This window comes from Pseudoclavibacter sp. RFBJ3 (assembly GCF_002931375.1).
GTDB lineage: Bacteria > Actinomycetota > Actinomycetes > Actinomycetales > Microbacteriaceae > Pseudoclavibacter.
Window position 1 is genome coordinate 38,201 of record NZ_PSXZ01000011.1, and the last position, 24,993, is coordinate 63,193.

Sequence of the window (24,993 nt, forward strand, 5' to 3'; positions counted from 1 at the left end):
GCTCCCCTCGATGACGCACGCCACCGCACGCCTCGCGCACCTCGCGGAGTTCTTCGCACCCGAGAACGGCCCCGTTTCCGAGGACGACCGCCCCGTGGGGCTCGCCATCGGCAACTGCCAGGCAGAATCGCTCCGTCTCGCGCTCGGCGACGACGTCCGCTTCGTGCGCACTCCGCCGGTGCACGAGCTCGAGGCCACCGACCTCCCGTACCTCGAGGCCTGGCTCGGCCGCGCGAGCTTCCTCGTCTCCCAGCCCGTGCGCGACGACTACCGCGGGCTGCCCGTCGGCACGCGGCAGCTCGCAGCACAGCTGCCGAGCGACGCGCGCGTGGCCCTGTTCCCCGTCATCCGGTTCGCTGGCCTCTACCCCTTCCAGGCGATCATCCGCCCACCGTCCGACACCTCGCTGGTGCCACCCCTCGTGCCGTACCACGACCTCCGCATCCTGGCCGAGGCGGCGGGGGTGGATGCGCTCCCCGTGTCCGCTTCGCGGAACGCGGTCGCGGCCGTCGCCGCCGAGTCGATCGCCCAGCTCCGCACCCGCGAGGAGCACCACGGCACCGTGACGGTCTCAGACCTCTTCCGGCACCCCACGTTCGCGCAGGCGCGCACGATCAACCACCCCGGCAACCCCATCTGGCTCGAGACCGCGAGCCGCGTGCGCGATCGCCTCGGCCTCCCGGAGGTTGCCATCACCCTCGACCGCGAGATCCTGAACTCCATCCACGCACCCCGCGAGCAGTCCGTCATCGACGCGTGGGGGCTCGAGGACGTCGCGACCGAGTCGTGGACCGTCGAAGGCAAGGCCATCCCAGCCGACCGCATCCGCGATGCCCACCTCGCCTGGTACCGGGAGCACCCGGATGCCGTCGCGGCGGGGCTCGCCAGGCACGGGGCGACGTTGGAAGCGCTGAGGGCCGCGTGAGCACCACGCCCCTGCTCCTGCACCGCGACGACGAGACCCACGGCGTCGACCAATACGCGCGCGCCGTCGCGACAGCCGTCGCGAAGCTCGACTCCGCCGTCACGTACCGCAGTGCGCACGGGCTCGACTCCTCGCAGCTCGCGCACGTCCACTTCACCGACCGCCTCTGGGGCAGCACCCCCGAACGCGCCGCCGAGCGGTTCGAGCGCCTCGCCGCGCGCGGACCAGTGAGCGTCACCCTCCACGACGTCCCACAGCCCTCCGACGGTGAACGCGGCTTCCCCCGTCGCACCGACTGCTACCGCAGGGTCGTGGCGGCCGCGGCCGGCACCGTCTGCAACAGCGCCCACGAGCAGCGACTCCTCGAGCTCGCCCTCGGCCGCCGCGTGGAGGTGCACGTCGTGCCGCTCCCGGCGCAGCCACCGCAGCCCCGCCCCGTCGACTGGCAGCCGAGCGACGAGATCGCCGTGCTCGGCTTCTACTACCCGGGCAAGGGGCACCTCGAGGTCGTCGAGGCCGTCGCCACCATCCCGGCCTCCGATCGTCCGCGCGTCGTGGCCCTCGGATGCGCGTCCGCCGGGCACGAGCAGGAGCTCGTCGACCTCGGCAGGTACGCGGCCGAGCTGGGCGTCGAGTTCACGAGCACCGGGTTCCTCTCCCCCGAGGATCGCCTCGCGCGCAGCCGGGCCGTCGCCGTGCCGATCATCGCGCACCAGCACGTGTCGGCCTCCGGCTCCCTCACCGACTGGCTGTCCGCAGGCCGCAGGCCGCTCACGGTCGACTCCGACTACTTCCGCGAGATGGACACCATCCGCCCGAAGACCATGCTGCTCGTGCGGGATGGCCAGCTCGCCGAGGCGCTGCGAGGTGCGCTCCGCGAGCCCGAGTCGACGTGGCTCGACGAGACCACGTCGACCTCGCCGAGCATCGAGGAGATCGCCCGCGCCTACCTCACCTGGTGGGCGGCGCTGTGAGCGCAAGCGCATCCGAGCTGCCCCCGTTCGGCCGCCCGGTGCCCGGCAACCGCTGGGACCTCGCCCTCGCTGACGCTGGCTCCAGCAATGACGGTTGCGGTGGCACTGGCACTGGCGCTGATGCACGTGCCGGGGACCCCGAACCGCGAAGCGTCTCGGTCATCGTCGTGCACTTCGAGCAGCAGGCGGAGCTCGACCGCACCCTCGCGGCCCTCGCGCGGCAGACGCATCCGACCGAGCTGCTCGAGGTCATCGTCGTCGATGACGGGTCGCGAGCGGCGCCACGTGTGCCACCGGAGGTGCGCCTCCTCGTCCAAGAAGACCTCGGCTTCCGGGCCGGTGCCGCGAGGAACCTCGGCGCGCGCGCCGCGACGGGCGACGTGCTGTGCTTCCTCGACGCCGACACCGCACCGGAGCCCGAGTACGTGTCGCGGATGGCGGCGCTGCCGTCCCTCCTCCCGGAGGCTGTCGTCGCGGGGCACCGCAAGCACGCGGACTTCGCCGGCATCGACACAGACGCTGCGGTCGAGGTCGCCGGGCCCGAGCACGAACTCGAGGAACCCGCCTGGCTCGCCGACGCCTACCGTGATTCGCGCAGGCTGCTCGATGCCGACGACCGCTCCTACCGGTTCGTCATCGGCGCCGTCTTCTCCTGCACCCGCTGGTTCTTCGACCAGACGGGTGGCTTCGACGAGGACTTCCTCGGCTACGGCGGCGAAGACTGGGAGTGGACCCACCGAGCCTGGCTCGCCGGGGCGGTGCTCGCCTATGAGCCGGCCGCCGTGGCGTGGCACGACGGCCCGGACTGGGCGGGAAGGACCGCCGCCGACGCAGATAGCCAGGTGCACAAGAACGACGAGACCCTGCTGCTCTCGCGGAAGATCGGCGTCGACGGCTCTCGACCCCGCGCACTCCGCACGGCGGCCCCCGACGTCATCGCCGTACTGGCCGCTGCGCCGAGCGCAGGTGCCGCCTTCGTCTGCGTGGACAGCCTCCTCGAGCACCTCCCCCACGCGAGCGTCGTCGTCCCGGACGAGCACCACCGGGTCTTCGGTTCGGACACGAGGGTGGTCCCAGCCTCGCGCGCCCTCCCTCGCGGGCGAGTCCGCATCGACATCGACGCCGCCGTGCGCTTCGGTCGACCCGAGGCGAGTACCCTGCAGCGCGCCGTGTCCGAGGTCGGCATCTCCGACCTCGGGGCGGTCCGCCTCGGCGAGCACGTCGTCGTGAGGTCGGAGCGCGCGCTCCGTCGCACCGAGCGCTGGGGTGCGGCCGCCGCGTGGCGCACCGAGCAGCGGCCCGACGCCACGGTCCGGGCCCTGCCCGGCGACGTCAGCGTCGCCGCCCATCTCGGCGGATGGCTCTCCCTCGACTGAACGCCCCGCACGTGGATGCCGCACCGGTGAACGCCGCGCACGTGAATGCCGCACACGAGCGACATGGGCGCGGAATTCTCGAAACTAGGGAAAAATAGCAAGGTCGCCCTAACCCGAGGCGTCTCGCGGCTCAGTTCCCGCACATCCGAAGCACGTCGACCGCACCAAGCAGGAGGCCACCGCGTGGCAGCAGCGCAGACGACCGGGCCGAGGCGCCTCATCGTGCAGACCGCGATGAGTGTCAAGCGCTGGCTCGCCCCGGCGACGGCCCTCTTCGTGTCGCACCAGCTCTGCGAGGTGGCGGTGCCGGTCGTGGTGGGCCTCGTCATCGACCGAGGCATCGTCGACCGGGACGTACCCCAGCTCGCGGTGTGGGTCGCGGTGCTCGTCGCCGTCTTCGTGCTGCTGGCCTGGTCGTACCGGACCGGCGTCTACTTCCTCGTGAACGGCATCCAGCGAGCACACCACGAGCTGCGGATGCGGGTGAGCGAGCGGAGCCTCGACCCCCGAGGGTTCGGCGACCGGCAGCGGCCCACGGGTGAGCTGCTCGGCGTCGGCGGTTCCGACGTGCAGCGGGTCGCGTTCGGGGGTCTCCTCTTCGTGCACCCCGTCGCCGAGCTCGCCGCCGTCATCGCCGCCGGCGTGGTGCTCATCAGCATCGCCTGGCCGCTCGGGGTCGCCGTGATCGTCGGCGGCCCCCTCTTCCTCCTGCTGCTCGACCGCTTCGGCAGGCACCTGCGCGCGCGGGCCGAAGACCAGCAGCGGCTCACCGCCGACTCCGCGTCGCTCGCCGCCAACGCCATCGCGGGGTTCCGCACCCTCACAGCGCTCGGGGCGACGGGCCGGGCCGCCCGCAGCTATGCGGAGGCGAGCCAGCGGGCGCGCGTCGCGGCGATCGCGACGAGGCGAGCCGAGGCGTGGTTCGTGGGCGTCTCGAGCACCGCGACGGGGATCTTCGTCGTCGCGATCGGCCTCATCGCCGCGGCCCTCGCCGCCCAGGGCAGCATCACGGTCGGGCAGCTCATCACCGTCGTCGGCGTCGTCCAGGTCGTCATGGGCCCCATGGAAGCGCTCGCCGTCAACGTGGGCGCCGTGTGGGCGCGAGCCGGCGCCTCCGCGAAGCGCGTGCTCTCCCTGCTCCAGGCCCCCTACGCGCGGGAGCCGCGCGAAGGCGACGGACCAGCCGTCGACCCGAGTGCGGAGACCTCGGGCGGCGCGTCGGCCCGCGAGCGCCCGACCGCAGCGCGCCCGGTCCGTGTGGGCCTGACCCCGGCACTCGCGGTCTCCGGCCTCACCGGCGCGCACCTCCGCGAGGTGAGCTTCACGGTCGAGCGGGGCGAGATCATCGGCGTCGTCGCCGACGCCCACGACGCCGCCGAGCTCGTCGGACTGCTCGGCGGGCGCATCCACCCGCCCCTCGGCACCATCACGGTCGACGGGCTCCCGCTCGCGGAAGTCGACGCCGAACGCCTCCACGAGCTCGTGACCGCGGCGCCCCACGCCGCCCACACCGTTCCGGGCACCGTCGCGGCGAACGTCGTCGGCGTGACCGGGGTCGCCGGCGCGCGACGATCGCCCGACGACGCGCTCGCGGCCGCCGCCTTCGAGGACGTGCTCGAGCAGCTGCCGAACGGCATCCGCACCCCACTCGGCGGTGCGGGGCGCACCCTCTCCGGCGGCCAGCGCCAGCGGCTCGCCCTCGCCAGGGCCCTCGCCGCCCCGGCCCCCGTCCTCGTGCTGCACGAGCCGACCGGATCCATCGACGCCGTCACCGAGCAGCACATCGGCGAGCGGATGCGCACGGCCACGGCCCAGCGCGCGACCGTCGTGGTCTGCTCCAACCCGCAGCTCCTCGTCAGGGCCGACCGCGTGCTCGTGCTCCGCGACGGCAGCATCGCGGCAGAGGGAACCCACGACGAGCTGATGTCGACGGACCCCCGCTACGCGGAGGCGGTCGCATGACGGGCGTGCACTCGTCGGCCAAGCCCGCGACGCTGCCGACCGCGAGCGGCAAGCGCGCAGCCAGGCTCGCCTGGCATCTGCTCACCCTTCGCCCGTGGATGCTCGTGCTCTCGATCGCCCTGCTCGGGGCCGCCGCGGGCGCAGCGCTGCTCGTGCCCACGGGGCTGGGGCGTCTCGTCGACGCCGTCACGGGCGTCGACCACAGCCTCCTCGACGTCGCGCTCCTGCTCATCGCCGGGATCGCGGGCAGCGCGGCCCTCGGCGCCCTCGGCTCGATGGCGCTCGCCGCGGTCCTGGAGACGGCGCTCGCCCGCCTCCGCGAGGACTTCGTCTCCGCCGCGCTCTCCCTGCCGCCCGTCCTCGTCGACGAGATCGCCGACGGCGAGCTCGTCTCCCGGGCCACCGACGACGTCGACACCGTCGGCGAGGTGACCACGGGCGCCGTGCCTGCCGTCGTCTCGGCGGGCCTCGCGGTCATCGCGACGGGCATCGGCCTCGCCGTCCTCAACCCCCTGTTCCTGCTCGCCATGCTCACCGTCGTGCCCGTGCACGCCTTCGCCTTGTGGCGCTACCTGCGGAAGGCGCCACGCCTCTACGCCGCCGAGCGGGTCGCCGTCGCGGCGCGCTCCCGCGAGATGGTCTCCGCCATCCAGGCCCTCCCCACCGTGCACGCCTTCGGGTGGGGCAAGGCCATCACCGAGCGCATCCGCACGCGCTCCTGGAACGTGCTGCGCTGGTCGCTGCGCACCCGCATCGTGCAGAGCCGCTTCGGGTTCCGCATGAACATGGCCGAGGCCGTCGGCCTGGCATCGGTCCTCCTCGTCGGCGCCTGGCTCGCCTTCAGCGGTTCGGCGACGATCGGCGAGGTCACGACCGCGGCGCTGCTCTTCCAAGCCCTCTTCGGGCCCTTCATCGCGCTGCTCATGCTCGTCGACGACCTGCAGTCGGCGGGCGCCTCGCTCGCCCGCGTCGCGGGCGTCATCCAGCTCGCTCCGGCACCGGCCGGGCTCTCCGCACCCGCCTCCGCGGCAGGCGCCGCGATCGCGGCCGCCGTCGCCGGGGAGCCAGCCACCCCCGACGTGGAGCTGCGCGGCGTCGTCGCCACATACCCTGGCCGCCCGGCGGTCCTCTGGATCGACGAGCTGCGCATCCCGGCAGGCCAGCGCGTCGCGATCGTCGGCTCGTCCGGCGCAGGCAAGAGCACCCTCGCGCGCGTGCTGATGGGGCTCCTCGACGTGCGCGAAGGGCGCGTCGACGTCGCCGGTCTCGACCCGGCGCTCATGGAGGAGAACGAGCGGGCGCGACGGGTCGTGATGGTGAGCCAGGACGTGCACGTCTTCTCGGGGACCCTCCGCCACAACCTCCTCATGGCGCGCGAGAACGCAAGTGACGCGGAGCTGCACGAAGCCCTCGAATCGGTCGCGGGGCCACGATGGCGGCACACGTTCGCCGACGGCCTCGAGACGCTCATCGGCGAGGGCAACGCCGAGCTCACGGCCACGGATGCGCACCGTCTCGCCCTCGCTCGTGCGCTCGTGACCCGCGCCCCCATCGTCATCCTCGACGAGGCGACGGCCGACGCCGACACGACCGACGCACGCGCCCTCGAGGCCGCGGCACGGCGGGCCCTCGCGGGGCGGACGGTCGTCACCGTCGCCCACCACCTGACGCAGGCGAGCAGCGCCGAACGGGTGCTCGTCATGGAGCACGGCCGCATCGTGGAGGACGGAACGCACGACGAGCTGCTCGATTCCGAGGGCCCCTACCGTGAGCTGTGGGCCGCCTGGTCGTCGCACCGATCCCGCGCGCCCCGCGAGCAGCGGCAGCGGACCGAGCCCAGCGACACGACCGACACCGAGAGGCACCGCGACTGACGCACTACAGGGGCCCGAGCACGGCAGAGGGATCGGCGTCGAACGCCAGCGTCTCGAGCACCTCGAGCAACTGCCGCTCCTCGTAGCGGAAGTGCGACTCCATGATCGCCGCGATGCCCTCGAGGTGGCGGTCGAGCACACGGGGCGACGCACCCGCGTCCACGGACGACTGCAGCCCCGAGAGGAGGTGCGCGATCATCGAATGGTCCTGCTGCAGGTACCGCAGCGTGTCGCGCAGCTCGGGATGCGCCGCCGCGATCGCCGGGAACAGCTCGCGGTCCTCGCCACGATGGTGCCCATCGAGCGCCGAGCAGAAACCGTGGCAGTACAGCAACAGGTCCCTCGCCGCCGGCTCTGCCGGATCACCGTTCTCGACCGCTTCCCTGGTGACTCGCAGGGCGGCGCGCAGACGCGCGTGCACGTCCCTCAGCTCGCTGCTCCAGGCAATGAGCCTGGCTTTCTCGTTCGCACTCATCAGGTTCGCCCTCAGTCACACGAGGGCGAAGGGGGTGACGACATCATCGCCGTTCTCCTTCGATTCGGCGCCTCCATGCCTGACACGAACTGCCAGCGGCACGCGACGCTGCGAACAGGATAGCGAAGACGAAGGCGACCCGCGCCTGCCCGAGGCTCCTACCCCACGTCTGCCCGATCCCCTCAGCTCAGCCCCATGAGCCTGGCCCGCTACGCTCGAGGGCATGAGCGCCGCCGAACGCAAGACCCTCCGCGAACGCTGGACCTCCGCGGAGCTCTCGTCGCTGCGCACCCAGCTCTCGCGCCTCTCGAGCGTCGTGCCCGGCCCGCATCGGCTCACCCCCAGCTGGCACGACGCGTCCGCTGGAGCCACGGACCTCCGCGAGCTGCAGGCCGGCAGTCTCGGCATCGCCATCGCGCACCTGGAGCTCTCGAACGTCGACGCCAGCGGACTCGTCGGCGGACTCAGCATCAGCAACAGCACCCTCACGCACTGCCACTTCGACGGCGCCAAGCTGACGGCGCACACCCGACTCGAGGGCTCCCTGCGGGCCTGCGCCTTCACGGGCGCGAGCATCCCGCAGGCCTCCATCGGGCCGGAGGTCTCCGACTGCACGTTCCGCGACGCGAAGCTGCGACGCCTCCGCGCCGTCCCCGGCACGGTCTTCTCGAACTGCGCCTTCGATGGCGCCGAGCTCTCCGGCGCCGAGTTCACGAACACGCGGTTCATCGACTGCAGCTTCACCGGAGCCAAGTTCAACGCAGCCACGACGTTCCGCGGATGCACGTTCGTCGGCGAGGCACCGAAGTTCGGCAAAGCGAACGAGAGCGGCACGACGATCGAGAGCGGCACGACGATCGAGCCGCTCGCCGGCTGACCCCGGCGACCACGCCGGGCAGGCACGCCCGGCCAGGGCTGGGGAGCTCTGAGTCATAGCAAAGTCATACAGACGGGTTCGGGATGAAGAGCCGTTCACCCTCCCGGTTTTCCACCAGGCACGCCCCCGCGGGCCTGGCAAAAGCGTCGGTGAAGCTCGCCTCGCGGACGGGCTGGAACACCCGGGGCGCACCCGGACAGCTCGGCGTCGCCCCCGCCCCGCGCTTCTCAGGTTCCCGCTTGCCTCGCTTCCTAGCGTCGACCGCATGTCAACCTCAGCGAATGCCGCTCTGCTCATCCTCCGTATCGCGCTCGGCGCGACCATGCTGCTCCACGGAGTCCAGAAGCTCACGACCACGGGAATCGGCGGGGTCCAGGAGATGCTCGCGGGTCTCGGCGTCCCGCTCGCCGACGTGGCCGGCGTCGCCCTCCCCTTCGTGGAGATCAGTGCGGGGGCACTGCTCATCGCGGGCCTCTTCACTCGCGTCGCCGCAGCCCTGCTCGCGCTCGTCTCACTCGGTGCCATGTTCACGGTGCACTTCACGGCCGGCTTCTTCGCGCAGGACGGCGGCTACGAGTTCGTGCTCGTCCTGGCACTCCTCGGCTTCGCGCTTGTCCTCACGGGAGGCGGACGGTGGGCCGTCGACGCCCTCCTGCGTCGACCGCGCAGCGCTCGCACCGCCAGCGCTGAGCGCCACGCAGTCGCCCAGACGGCGTAATAGCTAGCCTGGCTAGCAAAAATCTGGCGGGTCGATAGCCCCCGAAGCCGAAGACACGATACGGTCCAATCCACCGGCTTCCCCTGCTCCGAATCCTTCGTACACGGGCGAGACAGCCCGGCGCGCGAAAGGCGGCTGCAGTGCTGGAATCCTCGACTCCCCTCCTCGTGGGCCCCGACGTCATCGGAGCCCCTGGCGGGTACCGCAACGTCACCGATCTGCTCGCCCGACGTGCCGAGATCGCCCCGGACCACGCGGCATTCGAGGTGCCGAGTGACCCCACCGATCCGAGTGCTCCGTGGCGCAACGTATCGACGAGCGAGTTCACGGAGACCGTGCGAGCCGTCGCCAAGGGGCTGCTCGCCATCGGCGTGCGCCCCGGCGACGCGATCGCCATCATGGCGCCCACCCGCTACGAGTGGGCCGTCGCAGACCTCGCGGTGTGGTTCGCCGGCGGCGTCGTCGTGCCGATCTACGAGACCTCGGCACCCACCCAGGTCTCGGCCATCATCCACGACGCCAAGGTGGTGCTCGCGGTCGGCGGCAGCGCCCACCACGTGGGACTGCTCACGACGCCGCTCGATGCGCGCGGATCCGACGCGCTCGGCGTCTGGTCGATGGATGCGGCCGACGGCCCCGGCGAGCACCGAGACCTCGAGCGCCTCGCCGCCCTCGGGCTCGGCGTCGCCGACGAGGCCCTCGAGGAGCGCCGCCTGCTCGCGACCCCCGACTCCCCCGCGACGATCGTCTACACCTCCGGCACCACGGGAGAGCCCAAGGGGGCCGTGCTCACGCACGAGAACTTCCTCGGCCAGGTCCTCAACATCGCAGCCGCCTACGGCGAGGTCGTGCATCCCGCGGGCAACACCATCATCTTCCTGCCCCTCGCCCACGTGCTCGCCCGCGGACTGCAGCTCATCTGCCTCGCGAGCGGCATGCGCATCGCCCACCTCGCCGACCCGACCGCCGTCGTCGGCACCCTCGGGCAGCTGAAGCCGACGTTCCTCGTCGTCGTGCCCCGCGTCCTGCAGAAGATCCAGGCTGCAGCCGGTGCCAAGGCCGCCGCGAGCGGGCTCGCCAAGGTCTGGGCGTCGGCGCAGAGCACCGCCGTCCAGTGGGGTGAGTTCCTCGAGACGAGAGCTCCGGCCGCACGCGCCCCTCTTGGCCTGCGCATCCGGCACCGCCTCTTCGACTCGGTCTTCTACCGCCGACTGCGGCAGGTCATGGGCGGCCGCGTCACCCACATCCTCTCCGGAGGCGCCACCCTCGACGCCGAGCTCTCCCTCTTCTTCGGCGGCATCGGCGTGCCCGTCATCGAGGGCTACGGCCTCACCGAGACGACGGCGCCCCTGACCGGCAACCTCCCGAGCGACATCCGCTCGGGAACGGTGGGTCGGCCGCTGCCCGGCTCCACGGTCCGCATCAGCGACGACGGGGAGATCCTGGCCCGCGGTATCGGCGTCTTCAGCGGCTACCGCAACCCCGAGCACAACCAAGACGCGTTCGTCGACGGCTTCTTCCGCACCGGCGACCTCGGCCGCCTCGACGAGCAGGGCCGGGTTGTCCTCGAGGGCCGCCTGAAGGACGTCATCGTCACCTCGAACGGCAAGACCATCGTTCCCATGCGGTGGGAGTCCTCCGTCGAGTCGGATTCCCTCGTCTCGCACGCCGTCATGATCGGCGAGGGACGCAACTACCTCTCGGCGCTCATCATCCTCGACCCAGTGGCACTCGCCGAGTTCTCCGCCGAGGTCGCAGCGAGCGCCCACCCGAGGCCAGAGCAGCATGAGCTCCTGACGGTGGTGGATGCGAAGGCGCGCGAGCACGTCCAGCGCGCCGTCGACCGCGCCAACGAGCTCGTCGCCCGCAGCGAGCAGGTGCGACGCTTCACGCTCATCGCGACGGACCTCGACGATCCGACCTTCGTGACGCCGACGCTCAAGCTCAAGCGCGCAGCGGTGCTGCAGCGCAGCACGGACGTCGTCGACGCCCTCTACTCTTCCTGATCACCACTCTTCCTGATCACCCCATTCCCCCTGGCGCACAGCGCCTCGAGAGGCAGCAGCATGACGAGCGACATCACCCCAGGCGGCACGAGCACCGCGGGAAGCAAGAACCGGGCGACGATCATCACGATCGCCATCGCCGTGCTGATCGGCGCGCTCGTCGCGCTCGCCGGCAGCCAGGGTGGGGCGGAGCTGGCCGGGTTCCCGCTCTACGCGTGGGCCGTCGCGGCCGCGTTCCTCATCCAGGTACTCGTCTACCTGCCCTCGGCGGCGGCGAAGACCGAGCGGTTCTTCGACCTCACGGGAAGCGCGACGTTCATCGTCGTCACCATCGGCCTGCTCATCGCGGCACCGGCACCGGATGCTCGCTCCTGGATCCTCGGAGCCATGGTGATCCTGTGGGCCCTGCGGCTCGGCTCGTTCCTCTTCGCGCGCATCCACCGCTCGGGCTCCGACGATCGCTTCGACGACATCAAGGGCGACAAGCTGCGGTTCCTGCGGGTCTGGATCATGCAGGGCCTCTGGGTGAGCCTCACGGCCGCCGCCGCGTGGATCGCGATCGCCGGGGGCACCGCGGAGCGCGAGCCCATCGGCTGGCTCGGCATCGTCGGCATCGTCATCTGGGTGGCCGGGTTCGTCATCGAGGTCGTCGCCGACCTGCAGAAGAACGCGTTCAAGGCCGACCCGGCGAACAAGGGTCGGTTCATCCGCACGGGCCTCTGGTCGCGTTCGCGCCACCCCAACTACTTCGGCGAGATCCTGCTCTGGGTTGGCGTCGCCATCGTCGCCATCCCCGTCCTGGTCGACTGGCAGTGGATCGCGCTCATCTCGCCGGTCTTCGTCGTGCTGCTGCTCTCGAAGGTCAGCGGAGTGCCGCTGCTCGAGGCCAAGGCCGACAAGAAGTGGGGCGGCGACGCCGACTACGAGGAGTACAAGGCGAAGACGCCCGTGCTCCTGCTGAAGCTCACGCGCCCCTGACCTCGGCCGGGGCGCGTGAGCCCCGAGCTACTGGAAGGCGGGTACGACGTGCTCGATGAACAGCTCGAGCGAGCGCTTCTTCTGCTCGTGGGAGAGGGAGTTGTCGCTCCAGAAGCTGAACTCGTCGACCCCGAGCGACTCGTACTCGCGCAGGCGGGCGATGACCTCGTCCGGCGTGCCGATCATGGCGGTCTTGTGCAGTGACTCGGGCGTGAACTCGGGCCGCTCCGAGAACTTCGCCTCCGGGCTCGGCTCGAGGAACCCGTCGACGGGGTCGGTCGTGTTGCCGAACCAGGCATCGAAGGTGCGGTAGAACTTGTTGACCCCCTCTGCGGCCGGTCGCCAGCCGTCTGGGTCGCTCTCCTCGTGCACGTAGGTGTGGCGCAGCACCATGATCTCGGGGCGTGCGACCTCGGGATGGTTCGACACCGCCGTCTCGAACTTGGTCACGAGGTCGGCGACCTCCTCGTCGCCCTTCATGAGCGGCGTCACCATGACGTTGCAGCCGTTGGCGACCGCGAAGTCGTGCGTGTCGGGGTCGCGGGCCGCGACCCACATCGGCGGAGTCGGCTGCTGCACGGGCTTCGGGACGCTCGTGGAGACGGGGAACTGCCAGACCTCGCCGTCGTGGGCATAGTCGCCCTGCCAGAGCTCGCGCACGGCGGGGATCAGCTCGCGCAGGTGCTTGCCGCCCTCCTTGCCTGGCATGCCGCCCGCGAGGCGGTCGAACTCGAACTGGTACGCGCCGCGCGCCAGTCCAACCTCGGCGCGCCCGCCGCTGATGACGTCGAGCAGGGCCGTCTCTCCGGCCACCCGGAGCGGGTTCCAGAAGGGGGCGATGATCGTGCCTGCGCCGAGGCGGATCTTCGTGGTGACCGCGGCGAGGTACGCGAGCTGCGGCATGGGGCTCGGGGAGATCGTGTACTCCATCGAGTGGTGCTCGCCGATCCACACCGTGCTGAAACCGGCCTTCTCGGCCAGGAGCGTGAGCTCGACGAGCTCGGCGAAGAGCTGCTCGGTGCTGACGGAGTCGTCCCAGCGCTCCATGTGGATGAACAGAGAGAAACGCATTGTCGTGTCCTTTCGAGAGTGGAGGTGCTGCTGCCGTCAGCGGCGGCTGGCGCGTTCCGCGATGGTGGTGTTCCCGCGAGACCAGTGCTCGTGCTCGATCTCGCGGATGACGACCGTGATGTTCTCGGGTGCGGCGCCCACGGTCTCCTCTGCGACGCGGTGCACGCCGTCGATGAGGGCCCTGAGCTGCTCCGGGGTGCGCCCCTTGGCGATGGAGATGTCGATGAGTGGCATGCGGCCCTACCCCCGCATCACGAACGGGTCGGCGACGGGCGATTCGTCGGTGTTGATCCACACGCTCTTGAGGCGCGTGTACTCGTGCATGGACTCGATGCCGTGCTCGATGCCGACGCCGGAGTTCTTGAAGCCCTGCCTCGGCGACATGGGCGACATGGCGCGGTAGGTGTTGACCCAGATGGTGCCGGCGTCGAGGCGACGCGAGAGGCGATGGGCGCGGGCGAGGTTCTGCGTCCACACGCCGGCCGCGAGGCCGAACTCGGTGTCGTTGGCCAGCCCGACGACCTCGTCCTCCGTGTCGAAGGGCATGATGGCGGCGACGGGCCCGAAGATCTCCTCGCGGACGACGCGCATGCTGTTGGTGACGTCGGTCAGCACGGTGGGCTCGAAGTAGTAGCCGGGGAGCTGCACGTCGGGGCGGCCGCCTCCGGCGTAGAGGGTCGCGCCCTCGTCGACACCGATGCCGACATACGATCTGACCTTCTCGAGCTGGTCGCTGAAGGCGAGGGGGCCGAGCTCGGTCGCATCGTCGAGGGGGTCGCCGATGACGATGGACTTCGCACGAGCGGAGACGCGCTCGAGCAGCTCGTCGTAGACGGAGCGATGCGCGAAGACGCGGCTCCCGGCGATGCAGGTCTGGCCCGCCGCGGCGTAGATACCCGCGATGACGCCCATCGCCGCGTTCTCGATGTTCGCGTCGTCGAACACGATGTTCGGGCTCTTCCCGCCGAGCTCGAGCGTGCATCCGATGAAGCGTGCCGCCGCGCTCGCCGCGATGGCCGAGCCCGTGCGCGTCGACCCCGTGAAGGAGATCTTCGCGATGAGGGGACTCTCGACGAGCGCCGCGCCTGCCTCCGCGCCGAGGCCCGTGACGACGTTGACGACGCCGTCGGGGAACCCGGCCTCGCTCGCGAGCTGGGCGAAGCGGAGCACCGTGCGCGAGGTGTACTCGCTGGGCTTGATGACGACGGTGTTCCCGGCTGCGAGCGCAGGCGCGAGCTTCGAGGTCGTGAGCGTCAGCGGGGAGTTCCACGGCGTGATCGCGCCGACCACGCCGAGCGGCTCGTGCTGCGTGTAGTTGAGGATCTGCAGGTTGCTGGTTGGGATCTGCGAGCCCTGGATCTTGTCGGCGAGCCCGCCGTAGTAGTAGAGGTACTCGGGCAGTGACGCGAGCTGGCCGCGCATCTCGCGCAGGAGCTTGCCGTTGTCGAGGCTCTCCAGGCGGGCGAGCTCGTCGGCGTTCTCGGCTACCAGGTCGCCGAGGCGGCGCAGCAGCTTGCCCCGCTGCGTCGCCGTGAGGCCACGCCAGCTCGGCGCCTCGAACGCCCGGCTGGCGGCGGAGACCGCCAGCTCGACGTCGGCGGCGTCGCCCCTCGCCGCCTCGTACAGCACGTCGAGGGTCGCGGGGTTGATGCTCTCGAAGTAGGCGCCGCCGGCGGGATCGCGCCAGCCCCCGTCGATGAAATGTCCGTAGCGGTCAGTCATGGTGTGCTCCTTCGTGGTGCCTGGAGTTGGCGAGTTCCGTGTCTTCGATGTGCTCCGCGAGCTCCGCGGCGAAGGCCTCGGGCGCTTCGACGGGAAGCATGTGCCGCACGCCGGCGACGATGCGCGACCGGGCATCCGGGATGGCGGCCGCGAGCCTGCGGCTCATGTCGGGCGTCGAGCCGGGGTCGAGCTCCCCCGTGATGGCGAGGGTCGGGACGGAGATGGACGCCAGATCAGCTTCGATCTGCCGGTCACCCGTCGCGAAGATCTCGTAGGCGTGCCCGAACGACTCGACGTCGTTGGCTTCGAGCACGCGCCTCGTCGCGTCGACCGTCTCGGGAGCGACGTCGCTCCCCGAGTACCAGCGTTCGAGCGAGCGCTCGACGGTCGCTGCGAAGTCGGTCCGCGCAGAGGCGAGCCGGGCGAGCACGGCGTCGCGCTCCTCCGGGGTCCGCTGGCAGACGGAGCTGACGCAGACGAGCGACCGGACTCGGTCGATCGAGTGGCTCGCGATTCGCTGGGCGACGAGCGCCCCGAGCGAGAAGCCCACGAGGTGGACCGGCCCGCTCGGAAGTCGCTCGGCGACGTCGGCCGCGAACTCGGCGAGCGACATCGCCCCGCGCAGCCGCGGCTGGGCTCCATGCCCCGGCAGGTCGAGGGCGATCGTCGGCCGGTCGAGCAGCTCCTCGACGCGGCCCCACATGGTCCGATCGAGCCCCACCCCGTGCAGCAGCACGATGGGCGTGCGTGTCGGCGTCGAGCTCACGTCGGCGCCCCGCTACAGCTCGGTCGAGAGCGCCGCGAGTCGCTGCTGCGGGCGCCCCTGGGCAGCCCCGGCCAGGGCGACGAGGATCTCGTCCGGGTGCGGCGCGTCCGCGATCCGCACCTCGAACGACTGATGATGCGACCGGATCGTCGCGTCGGTGAAGTGCTTGAGCGGGATGTCGAACGCGACACCGGCCGGCCCGCGCTTCTCGACGGCGGGCAGCAGGGTGCTCGCGTTCGCCGCCTTCCGGAAGTGGTCGCCGAACTTGAGCGTGTGGATGAGCGCCGAGCCGTGCTCGACCTCGCCGTTCAACCCGATGATCGCGGCCTTGCCGTATGCCTCGAGCGGTGCTCCGAGTGCCTCCATGACGCGGGGGGCGAGCAGCGCTCCGAGCTCGGATGCGACGGCGTCGATGCCGGCGCTCAGGTCCTCGACGAAGCCCTGGCCGGCCCACGGGTTCTCGATGATGGCGGCGACGACCGCGGTCCTCGCCGCGGGCGAGACCGTGCGGCCGCCCTCGATGAGTGTCTCGTCGACGATGGTGATGACTCTGCGAACCTTCATGCTGCGATTCCTTTCAGGATGTCGGAGGTGACCTTCACGTCGGTCGTGCGGTCTCCGATCCGGGGGTGAGGGCGGGGGCCGGACGACGCGACCGCGATGACCGCGATCTCGTCGCGGTGCGGCGCATCCGCGAGGTGCACGTCGAGCGACTGGTAGTGGCTGCGCGTTGCCGCGGCGGTCTTGTGCCAGAGCGGCACTCGCAGGTCGCCCCCGGCCTCGGCTCTCGTGTCCGAGAAGCAGATGATCGAGGTGCCCTCGAGGAACTCGCGGAGCAGGTTGCCGAAGTACGGGGTGTGGATGAGCGCGCCGGCGTGCTCGATCTCGCCGTCGACGCCGACGACGGCGGCCTTCCCGAACGCTTCGACGTTCGCGGCCCCGCCGAGCGCCTCCAGGAGGCGGTCGCTGAGGAGCTTGGCGACGATGGGGGCGATCTCGGACGTGGCCTCCGTGAGGTCGGCGATGGGTCCGGCCCCGACCCACGGGTTGCGGACGACGGCGACGGCGCTCGCCTGCCGGATCGCGGTCGGGGCGTCGACGCCGCCGTCCGAGATGATGTCCTCGTAGGCAGTCGAGATCTTGCGCACGCCGAGGGCGACGGCGCGCTCGCGCAGCGTCTCGCCGCGACGCTCGGTCGCTGTGGCGGTGGTGGTCATGGTGGCTCCTGGTCTCCTCGAACGTCTGATGTGCCCGGATGGGCGTCGGCGACTCAGGCGGTGATCGACTCGCTGTCGGCCGGGTTGCCGTGATCGGCCGGCGCGAGGGCTGCGCGGCTCGACGCCTCGACGTGCGTTCGCATGGCGAACTCGGCGCCGATCGCATCCTTCTCCACGATCGAGCGCACAACCGCGCGGTGCTCGTGGTTGGAGGCGAGCAGACGGCCGGGGCGCTCGATCGTGCGCAGCACGATGCGGTGGTAGGCGAGCTGGTTCATGAGGCGCTCGTAGTGCTCCGCGAGTTTGGCGTTGTCGGCGCCGAGCACGATGGTCCAGTGGAACTCGTGCACGAGGCGGGCGTACTCAGCCGTGTCGCCGGCCTTGGCGGCGGCGTCGCTCTCGTCGAGATTGCGCGAGAGGGCGGCGACCTCCGAGGTGGGGCCGCGGCGGGCGAGCAGGTTCGCGGCGAGCCCTTCCAGCGATTCCTTGAGCTGGAACAGCTCGACGATCTCCCGCCGGGTGGGTGTTCGCACGAACGTCCCGACGCGGGGACGGATCTCGACGAGACCCTCGTTCTCCAGCTGCTTGAGCGCCTCGCGGATGGGGGTGCGGCTCACGCCGAACTCCTGCGCGAGCACGAGCTCCGGCATCGGGTCGCCGGGTGGGTACGTGCCGCTCGTCACGAGACGGCGGAGTCGCTCGAGGAGAGGGAGGTCTGCGTACGCCTCATCGCTGAGACCCAACGGCGTGATCTGTTGCATACAAGAACGCTAGCTGGCATGCCACAGAATTGTCAACGACTCCGATTTTTCTCAGGAAACACAACGTTTACAACCAAGCGTTGACGCATGCATGAACCCAGGGTTACGCTCCGTTGCATGCAAGCAAACATCAAAGATGCTGTCGCAGCTGCATGGTCCGACGTCTGGGATCGGGGTGACTTCGGTGCGTTCGAAGCCCTCGTGACCACGGATTATCGGCGCGAGAGCACAAGATCGGGTCGGGTGTCCACACTCGACGAGTTCAAGCAGGAGGTCACCGAGGTGCGCGCCGCGTTCCCGGACCTCGTCACGCGCATCGACCAGGTCCTGGTCGAGGACGACGCGCTCGCCGTCTTCTGGACCTCAGACGGCACGTTCAGCCAGCCGCTCGGCACCGTCCCCCCGACGGGCAAGCGCGTCGTCACGAACGGATCCAACTACGGCACCCTGCGCGACGGACGCGTCTCTTCCGAGCGCGTGACCTGGGACTCCGGCGAGCTGCTCACCCACCTCGGCCTCCCCTCCCTGCACTCGGCCTTCGAGGATGCCGACGCCGACTACGCCGACGAGTCCGCAGCTCCCCCGCGCGAGATGCTCAAGGCGTTCAACAAGCAGTTCATCTCCGGCGTCACCGTCGTCACGACGAAGGACGAGGAGGGCCGCCCCCGCGGACTCGCCGTGAGCGCCTACTCCTCGGTGTCCCTCGACCCGCCCCTCGTCCTCGTGTGCGTGCAGAAGTCGTCGTCCACGTACCCCTCGCTCTTCCGGTCGACGAACCTCGGCATCAACATCCTGTCCAGCGAGCAGCAGCACGTGCTCGCGACCTTCGCCTCCAAGTCCCCGGACAAGTTCGCCGACATCACCTGGCACGAAGGGCCAGAGGGCAGCCCGCTCATCGACGGCTCCTCCGCCTCCATCGAGGTCGAGATCAAAGAGCGCTTCCAGGCGCTCACGCACACCATCTTCATCGGCCGCGTGCACCACGCGACGACCACCGACGACGCGCCCATTCTGTACAAGGCCGGCAAGTTCTTCGATGGACGAGGGCTCTCAGAGCTCTGACCAGGTCATCACAACCGCGATGACCGTTCCGCCCTCCCGGGCCTGCCTCCTCCGAAGTGGAGCAACACCATGACTCTTCACCATCCTCCGAAGCCCGAGCTGCATGATGACGACGCACTCGATGGTCACGGGCTCGAGCCGACGTCCGGCCCGAGTCGCGCCCAGGCCGCGGCCGACGCGCTGCGTCACCGACCCGGCCTCGTCTTCTGGGTATCGATCGGCCTGATCCTGGCGTTCGTCTCGTGGGCGGCGATCTCGCCAGACACGCTCAACGGATCCATGACGGCCGCGATCACCTGGGCCTCGGCGACCGTGGGCTGGTCGTACCTCCTCGTGACGATCGGCTGCATCGGCCTGCTCGTCTACCTCGCCTGCAGCCGGTTCGGGCGCATCCGCCTCGGTGCTGACAGCGACCGGCCCGAGTTCAGCACGTGGGCCTGGCTCGCCATGATCCTCTCGGCCGTCATGGGCGTCGGCCTCATCAGCTACGGCGTCGCCGAGCCCATCTCCCACTTCGTCACGCCCCCGCACGGACTCGCCGAGTCCGGCACCGTCGAGGCCGCCGTCGTCGCCATGCAGTTCTCCTACTTCGACTGGGGCCCCCACGCCTGGGCCGTCTTCGGCGTCTTCGGCGTCGCGATCGCCTACTCCACGCACCGCAAGGGCAACACGGGGCTCGTCTCCCCCATGCTGCGCCCCATCTTCGGCGACCGCGTCGACGGGTGGCTCGGCAACGTCATCGACATCTTCGCGATCATCGCGACCCTGTTCGGCACCACGACGTCCCTCGGGCTGGGCGCCTCGCAGATCACGGAGGGCCTCAACCGCGTCATGGGGCTGCCGACGGAGACCTTCATCCAGATCCTCGTGATCGCCGTCATCACGGTCATCTTCACGCTCTCCGCGCTGTCTGGCGTGAACCGCGGCATCAAGTACATCTCGCAGATCACGATGCTCGCCTCGGTGGCCCTCGGCATCTTCGTCTTCTTCGTGGGGCCGACGAACTTCATCACGAACCTCTTCGTGCGCTCGACCGGCGCCTACGTGAGCAACTTCTTCGAGATGAGCCTCACGACCCCGCTCACGGCCGACGACGGTCAGTGGATGCAGTGGTGGACGTACTTCATGATGGCCTGGTGGCTCAGCTGGGGCGCGTTCGTCGGCGTCTTCCTCGCGAAGATCTCGCGCGGCCGCACCATCCGCCAGTTCGTCCTCGGCGTCATGGTCGTGCCGAGCCTCGTGTTCTTCGGCTGGTTCACGATCTTCGGCGGCTCGGCCATCAAGTTCGACCTCGACGGCGACGGCAGCATCGGCACCGCGGCCACGGCCGACGTGAACTCGGCGTTCTTCGAGATGCTCTCGAACCTGCCGCTTGTGGAGATCACGTCGATCGTCGCGATCGTCCTCGTCGTGCTGTTCTTCATCTCGGGTGCCGACGCGAACACGTTCGTGCTGAGCATGCTCTCCTCCAGGGGCGCACTCGAACCGGCCAAGCCGGTCCTCGCGATCTGGGGCCTCCTCACCGGCCTGTGCGCATCCCTGCTGCTGCTCACGGGTGGACTCGCGGCGCTCCAGCAGGCGGCGATGCTCTCGGCGCTGCCGTTCACGATCATCGTCGCGCTGCTGGGCATCTCCCTCATCCTGCAGCTGCGTGAGGATCCGCACTTCGACTACACGAGGGACGTGCGCCGCGAGGACCTCCGGACGGGCGTGCTGCGCCTGCCGGAGCACGGCCCGAGGCGCAAGCCGAATCCCGAGTCGCCGCGTCCCTGACCCCCGCGCCCCGAGACACCTGAGCCGGGAGCTGAGTTGTGGTCGTCAACATACCGTTGAACCGACCACAACTCAGCTCCCGGTTCGGTATTTCGCGGCGTGGGCGGAGGAGAGGGGCGAGAGGACAGGTGATGTCTGCTCCAGCCCTGGAGAGCTATTCGACGAGCTTGCCCTCCACGGAGACCTCGCCGATGAGCTCGGCGATCTCGGCGGGGACGGGTGGGATCTCCTCCCGAGTGATGCCGCCGCCCGGCGACCACACGAGGTTGACCTGCATGGCGGGGTCGAGATCGGGGAAGTCGCTGCGGTTGTGGCAGCCGCGCGTCTCGCGACGCTCCAGGGCGGCCTCCAGGGTGGCCCTCGCGGCGAGCGCCGACGACTTGAGGTCGAAGGCGTGCGCGAGGTCCTGGAACCCGGCGATGTCTGGGTGGATGCCGACGTCCTCCATCCGAGCCTCGATGACGTCGAGCGCTGCGATGCCGGCCTTGAGCCCCTCCTCGTCACGCACGACGCCCGCGTACTCGGTCATCGTGTCGCGGATGGCACGCTGCAGGGCGCGCACGTTCTCACGACCGTCCGCGCTGAGCAGCTCGTCGATCTCGCCGCGGGCCTGCGCGACGGCTGCCGGAGACCGGAGCTGCGCATCCAGCCCCTCGGAGTGGGCCACGGCCGCCCGGCCGACGATGCGGCCGAAGACGAGCAGCTCGATGAGCGAGTTGCCGCCGAGGCGGTTCGCGCCGTGGAGGCCGCTCGACGCCTCGCCGATCGCGTAGAGCCCGTCGACGTCGGTGCCGTGGTCGTCGGGGCGAACCCACACGCCACCCATCGAGTAGTGGGCGGTCGGCGCGATCTCGATCGGGCTCACGGTGATGTCGAGCATCTGCAGGTCGAGCATCTGCTGGTAGATGCGCGGCAGGCGGTTCATGATCGTCTCGCGGGGCAGGTGCGAGACGTCGAGCCAGACGCCGCCGTTCGCGGTGCCGCGGCCCTCCTTGATCTCGGTGTACGCGGCGAGCGCGACCCGGTCACGTGTCGAGAGCTCCATGCGCTCGGGATCGTAGCGCTCCATGAAGCGCTCCCCCAGGCCGTTCGTGAGGATGCCGCCTTCGCCGCGGGCGGCCTCCGAGACGAGCGTGCCGGCCGCGTTCTCGGGCTCGATGATGCCGGAGGGGTGGAACTGCACGAGCTCGGGGTCGCGCAGGCGCCCGCCGGCTTCGACGGCGAGGCGGAACGAGTCGCCCGTGTTCTCGTCGCGTCGCGAGGAGGTGCGGCGCCAGATGCGGTTGTGCCCGCCGGCGGCGAGAATCACCGAGTCGGCGTGGATGAGGTACCTCGTGCCGTCGTTGATGTCGAACCCGTAGGCACCGAAGACGACGTTGTCGCGCACGAGGATGCGGGTGATGTAGACGGTGTCGAGGATGGGGATGTTCAGCTGCTCCGTGCGGGCGACGAGGGAGCGCTGGATCTCGAGGCCCGTGTAGTCGCCGGCGAAGGCGGTGCGGCGGAACTTGTGGGCGCCGAAGAAGCGCTGCGAGATGCGGCCGTCGCCTTCGCGCTGGAAGCCCATGCCGTAGCGCTCGAGGTCGCGGATACCCTGCTCGGCGCCCCGGGTCACGATCTCGACGGTGTGCGGGTTGGCGAGCCAGTAGCTCTCCTTGATGGTGTCGGCGGCGTGCTGCTGCCAGCTGTCGTCCGCGTCCATCGTGCCGAGGGCCGCGTTGATGCCGCCGGCGGCGAGCGAGGTGTGGGCGTCGTGCTTGGGGCGCTTGCCCACGGCGAGCACGTCGACACCCTGCTCGGCGACTTCGATGGCGGCGCGCAGGCCGGAACCGCCGGTTCCGATGACGAGCACGGTGGTGGAGATCTGGCGTTCGATGGACTTGGTCGCGGTCATGTCAGCAACGTTAGAGAGCGCCCGATGATTACTCCAATGCATAGTCCTGTTCGTCCTGATGCGCGTAGGCTATCGGCATGAACCTGGACCAGTTGCGGAGCTTCGTGGAGGTCGCCTCGCAGGGGCACTTCACACGGGCGGCGGAGGTGCTGCACCTCGCGCAACCCTCGCTGAGCCGCCAGATCTCGACCCTCGAGCAGGACCTCGGCGCGCCGCTCTTCAACCGCACGCCAGGTCGAGTCGCGCTCACCGATGCGGGTGAATCCCTGCTCCCGCTCGCCCGGCGAATGCTCGCCGACGCCGACTCGGTGCGGCGCGAGATGGCGGAGCTCACCGACCTCAAGCGGGGCACGGTGCGGCTCGGCGCCACGCCCTCGCTGTGCGTGAGCCTCGTCGCGGACGCGCTGCAGTCGTTCCACGCCTCGCATCCCGGCATCGAGCTGCACGTCTCGGAGAGCGGCTCCCAGGGCCTCATCGAGCAGCTCGCGGAAGGCGCGCTCGATCTCGCGCTCATCACGACTCCCGAATCCAGGCAGACCCCGCGCGCCACCCTCACCAGGCTGCCGCTGCTCAACGAGGAACTCGTCGTGGTATCCCCCGTCGACGGCGCCGCGGCGATCCGCTCCCCCACCATCTCCCTCGAGGAGCTTGCCGCCGCCCCGCAAGTGGTCTTCTCGCGGGGCTACGACCTCCGTGCCACAGCAGAGGCCGCGTTCCTCAAGGCCGATCTGCGACCGAACGTGGTGGTCGAGGGGCCGGAGATGGATGCGGTGCTGCGCTTCGTGGAGCTCGGACTCGGCGTCGCGGTCGTGCCGGCCATGGTCATCCGCGGGCGGGCGGGCTTCCGCTCCGCCAGGCTCACGAGCTCCATCCTGCAGCGCACCGTGAGCCTCGCACACCGGAGCGACGTGCCCCTCTCGCGCGCCGCACGCGCCATGGCGGCGACGATCGAATCGATCGCCGCCGCCATGGTCGGCCAGACGCCGGGAACCAGCAGCGTGGAGCCGTGAGGCTGGTGCTGGGAACGGCGCGCTAGCTGTTCACGAGCTCCTTCTGCTCCTGCTTCGCACGCTTGCGAGCGACCAGGCGGCCGCGCACGGTGAAGGCGAGCACCAGCGCCAGGAGGGTGTAGAGCGCGATCGCGATCGGCCCCTGCACCAGCACCGAGAAGTCGCCGTTGGCGCTCATCGCCGCGTCCCGCAGGCTCGTCTCGGCGAGCGGGCCGAGGACCATGCCGATGATGAGCGGTGCGATCGGGAAGTCGAGGGCCCGCATGAGGAAGCCGAGCAGGCCGACCCCAAGCAGCATCAGCAGGTCGAACGTCGAACCCGACGTGGCGTAGATGCCGAGCGCGCAGAAGATCGTGATGCCCGCGTACAGGTAGGGACGCGGGATCAGGAGCAGCTTCGCCCACAGCATCGCGAACGGCAGGTTCAGGACGAGCAGCACCACCATGGCGATGAAGAAGCTCGCGAGCAGCGCCCAGACCAGCTCGGGGGCGCGGTCGAAGAGCAGCGGTCCCGGCTGCAGGCCGTACTGACGGAACGCGGCGAGCATGATCGCCGCCGTCGCCGAGATGGGGAGGCCGAGCGCCAGGAGCGCGCCCATCGCCATACCCGTCGTCGCGTTGCCAGCGGCCTCCGGGGCTGCGAGGCCCCTGATCGCGCCCTTGCCGAACTGCGGGTCCTTGCGGCGCGCATCCAGTCGCTTCTCCAAGCCGAAGGCGAGGAACGTGGGGATCTCGGAGCCGCCGGCCGGCACCACGCCGAACGGGAGACCGATGACGGTGCCACGCAGCCAGGCCGGGGTTGCCTCCTTGAATTCCTTGCGGCTCAGCCACGGGCGACCCTTCGGACGGATCATGCCCTTGTCGTTGACGTGCCGCTCGAGGCAGGCGACGTAGATGACCTCACCGAGGGCGAGGACCGCGACCGTCACGGTCACCAGCGAGATGCCGTCGAACAGCTGTGGGGAGTCCATCGTGAAGCGCGGGGCGCCGGAGACGCCATCGATGCCGATGACCGCGATGCCGAGGCCGATGAACAGCGCCGTGAGCCCCTTGACGACGTTGTCGGTGACCACCGTGGAGGTCGCCGCGAACGCGAACACTGCGAGGGCGAAGAACTCCGCCGGCCCGAAGCTGCTGGAGAAGTCGGCGAGCGCAGGGGCCAGGAAGACCACCACGATCGAGGCGATGAAGCCACCGATGAACGCGCCGATGGCGGCCGTCGCGAGCGCCTGGGCGGCCCGACCGTTCAGCGCCATCTTGTGGCCCTCGAACGTGGAGGCAATGGCTGACGCCTGGCCGGGCGTGTTCATCAAAATGCCCATGGTCGAGTCGCCGAAGAGGCCACCGAAGTAGACACCGGCGAACATGATGAAGGCGGCCGTCGGCTCGAGCGAGAACGTGACGGGCAACAGGAGGGCGACCGCCATCGAGGAGCCGAGGCCCGGCAGCACGCCGACGGCGGTCCCGAGGAGGCAGCCGACGAAGACCCACATGAGGTTCTGCCAGGTGAGGGCACCGGCGAACCCCTCCATGAGGAGTTGGAGCGTTTCCAT

22 protein-coding genes are annotated in these 24,993 nt (G+C 70.3%); 12 read left to right on the top strand and 10 right to left on the bottom strand.

Annotated features, from left to right (window positions below; genetic code table 11):
• Positions 1-10: 10 nt before the first annotated feature.
• The 5 genes from C5E07_RS11695 to C5E07_RS11710 all read left to right on the top strand — a co-directional run bounded on the left by C5E07_RS11695 (position 11) and on the right by C5E07_RS11710 (position 7,111).
• A complete protein-coding gene (locus C5E07_RS11695; protein ID WP_104299557.1) occupies positions 11-925 on the top strand; it encodes a WcbI family polysaccharide biosynthesis putative acetyltransferase in 915 nt (304 codons plus the stop codon).
• Positions 922-1,899, top strand: coding sequence for a hypothetical protein (locus tag C5E07_RS19520; RefSeq protein WP_181057964.1), 978 nt, complete (start codon positions 922-924; stop codon positions 1,897-1,899). The genes C5E07_RS11695 and C5E07_RS19520 overlap by 4 nt, the downstream gene beginning before the upstream one ends.
• The gene (locus tag C5E07_RS11700; protein ID WP_181057966.1) at positions 1,896-3,275 is read left to right on the top strand and encodes a glycosyltransferase family 2 protein; all 1,380 of its coding nucleotides are present in this window, start codon (positions 1,896-1,898) and stop codon (positions 3,273-3,275) included. Before C5E07_RS19520 ends, C5E07_RS11700 begins: the two co-directional genes overlap by 4 nt.
• 183 nt (positions 3,276-3,458) lie before the next feature.
• Positions 3,459-5,237, top strand: a complete 1,779-nt coding sequence (locus C5E07_RS11705) for an ABC transporter ATP-binding protein (protein WP_181057968.1) — start codon at positions 3,459-3,461, stop codon at positions 5,235-5,237.
• Entirely contained in the window at positions 5,234-7,111 is a 1,878-nt protein-coding gene (locus tag C5E07_RS11710) for an ABC transporter ATP-binding protein (RefSeq protein ID WP_104299560.1), read from the top strand. Before C5E07_RS11705 ends, C5E07_RS11710 begins: the two co-directional genes overlap by 4 nt.
• A 4-nt stretch (positions 7,112-7,115) precedes the next feature.
• Here the strand turns inward: C5E07_RS11710 and C5E07_RS11715 are convergent, their stop codons facing one another.
• Entirely contained in the window at positions 7,116-7,586 is a 471-nt protein-coding gene (locus C5E07_RS11715) for a hemerythrin domain-containing protein (protein WP_104240970.1), read from the bottom strand.
• Between the two features lie 223 nt (positions 7,587-7,809).
• Between C5E07_RS11715 and C5E07_RS11720 the strand changes: the two genes are divergently transcribed.
• The 4 genes from C5E07_RS11720 (at position 7,810) to C5E07_RS11735 (ending at position 12,165) form a co-directional block, all read left to right on the top strand.
• Complete coding sequence (locus tag C5E07_RS11720) at positions 7,810-8,463, top strand: pentapeptide repeat-containing protein (protein WP_104299561.1); 654 nt, start codon at positions 7,810-7,812, stop codon at positions 8,461-8,463.
• A 265-nt stretch (positions 8,464-8,728) separates the two neighbouring features.
• Entirely contained in the window at positions 8,729-9,181 is a 453-nt protein-coding gene (locus C5E07_RS11725; RefSeq protein ID WP_104299562.1) for a DoxX family protein, read from the top strand.
• A 140-nt stretch (positions 9,182-9,321) separates the two neighbouring features.
• Positions 9,322-11,187, top strand: a complete 1,866-nt coding sequence (locus tag C5E07_RS11730; protein WP_104299563.1) for a long-chain fatty acid--CoA ligase — start codon at positions 9,322-9,324, stop codon at positions 11,185-11,187.
• Positions 11,188-11,247: 60 nt separating this feature from the next.
• On the top strand, positions 11,248-12,165 hold the full coding sequence (locus tag C5E07_RS11735) for a DUF1295 domain-containing protein (RefSeq protein WP_104299564.1): 918 nt from the start codon (positions 11,248-11,250) through the stop codon (positions 12,163-12,165).
• A 27-nt stretch (positions 12,166-12,192) separates the two neighbouring features.
• Here C5E07_RS11735 and C5E07_RS11740 read toward each other — a convergent pair whose 3' ends face one another.
• The 7 genes from C5E07_RS11740 to C5E07_RS11770 are packed head-to-tail and all read right to left on the bottom strand — an operon-like array spanning position 12,193 to position 17,702.
• Entirely contained in the window at positions 12,193-13,236 is a 1,044-nt protein-coding gene (locus tag C5E07_RS11740; RefSeq protein WP_104240965.1) for an LLM class flavin-dependent oxidoreductase, read from the bottom strand.
• Between the two features lie 36 nt (positions 13,237-13,272).
• The gene (locus C5E07_RS11745) at positions 13,273-13,470 is read right to left on the bottom strand and encodes a 2-hydroxymuconate tautomerase (RefSeq protein ID WP_104299565.1); all 198 of its coding nucleotides are present in this window, start codon (positions 13,468-13,470) and stop codon (positions 13,273-13,275) included.
• Positions 13,471-13,476: 6 nt separating this feature from the next.
• Positions 13,477-14,958 (bottom strand): aldehyde dehydrogenase, encoded by a 1,482-nt coding sequence (locus C5E07_RS11750; RefSeq protein ID WP_104299566.1) that lies wholly within the window; start codon positions 14,956-14,958, stop codon positions 13,477-13,479.
• Positions 14,951-15,724, bottom strand: coding sequence for an alpha/beta fold hydrolase (locus tag C5E07_RS11755; protein WP_258063914.1), 774 nt, complete (start codon positions 15,722-15,724; stop codon positions 14,951-14,953). Before C5E07_RS11755 ends, C5E07_RS11750 begins: the two co-directional genes overlap by 8 nt.
• 12 nt (positions 15,725-15,736) lie before the next feature.
• Positions 15,737-16,288 (bottom strand): amino acid synthesis family protein, encoded by a 552-nt coding sequence (locus C5E07_RS11760; protein ID WP_104240962.1) that lies wholly within the window; start codon positions 16,286-16,288, stop codon positions 15,737-15,739.
• Positions 16,285-16,941 carry an amino acid synthesis family protein gene (locus C5E07_RS11765; protein WP_104240961.1) on the bottom strand — a complete coding sequence of 219 codons (657 nt, stop codon included), beginning with the start codon at positions 16,939-16,941 and terminating at the stop codon, positions 16,285-16,287. Before C5E07_RS11765 ends, C5E07_RS11760 begins: the two co-directional genes overlap by 4 nt.
• Before the next feature lie 53 nt (positions 16,942-16,994).
• A complete protein-coding gene (locus C5E07_RS11770; RefSeq protein ID WP_104240960.1) occupies positions 16,995-17,702 on the bottom strand; it encodes a GntR family transcriptional regulator in 708 nt (235 codons plus the stop codon).
• A gap of 117 nt (positions 17,703-17,819) precedes the next feature.
• Between C5E07_RS11770 and C5E07_RS11775 the strand changes: the two genes are divergently transcribed.
• Together C5E07_RS11775 and C5E07_RS11780 are read left to right on the top strand one after the other, a co-directional pair.
• Positions 17,820-18,764: a flavin reductase gene (locus tag C5E07_RS11775; RefSeq protein WP_104299567.1), complete on the top strand. Its 945-nt coding sequence runs from the start codon at positions 17,820-17,822 to the stop codon at positions 18,762-18,764.
• Between the two features lie 69 nt (positions 18,765-18,833).
• On the top strand, positions 18,834-20,537 hold the full coding sequence (locus tag C5E07_RS11780; RefSeq protein WP_104299568.1) for a BCCT family transporter: 1,704 nt from the start codon (positions 18,834-18,836) through the stop codon (positions 20,535-20,537).
• Between the two features lie 154 nt (positions 20,538-20,691).
• Here C5E07_RS11780 and C5E07_RS11785 read toward each other — a convergent pair whose 3' ends face one another.
• Positions 20,692-22,431, bottom strand: a complete 1,740-nt coding sequence (locus C5E07_RS11785; protein ID WP_104299569.1) for an L-aspartate oxidase — start codon at positions 22,429-22,431, stop codon at positions 20,692-20,694.
• Between the two features lie 77 nt (positions 22,432-22,508).
• Here C5E07_RS11785 and C5E07_RS11790 point away from each other — a divergent pair, with 77 nt between their 5' ends.
• The gene (locus C5E07_RS11790) at positions 22,509-23,441 is read left to right on the top strand and encodes a LysR family transcriptional regulator (protein WP_104240956.1); all 933 of its coding nucleotides are present in this window, start codon (positions 22,509-22,511) and stop codon (positions 23,439-23,441) included.
• A gap of 22 nt (positions 23,442-23,463) precedes the next feature.
• Here C5E07_RS11790 and C5E07_RS11795 read toward each other — a convergent pair whose 3' ends face one another.
• Positions 23,464-24,993: a tripartite tricarboxylate transporter permease gene (locus C5E07_RS11795; protein WP_104299570.1), complete on the bottom strand. Its 1,530-nt coding sequence runs from the start codon at positions 24,991-24,993 to the stop codon at positions 23,464-23,466.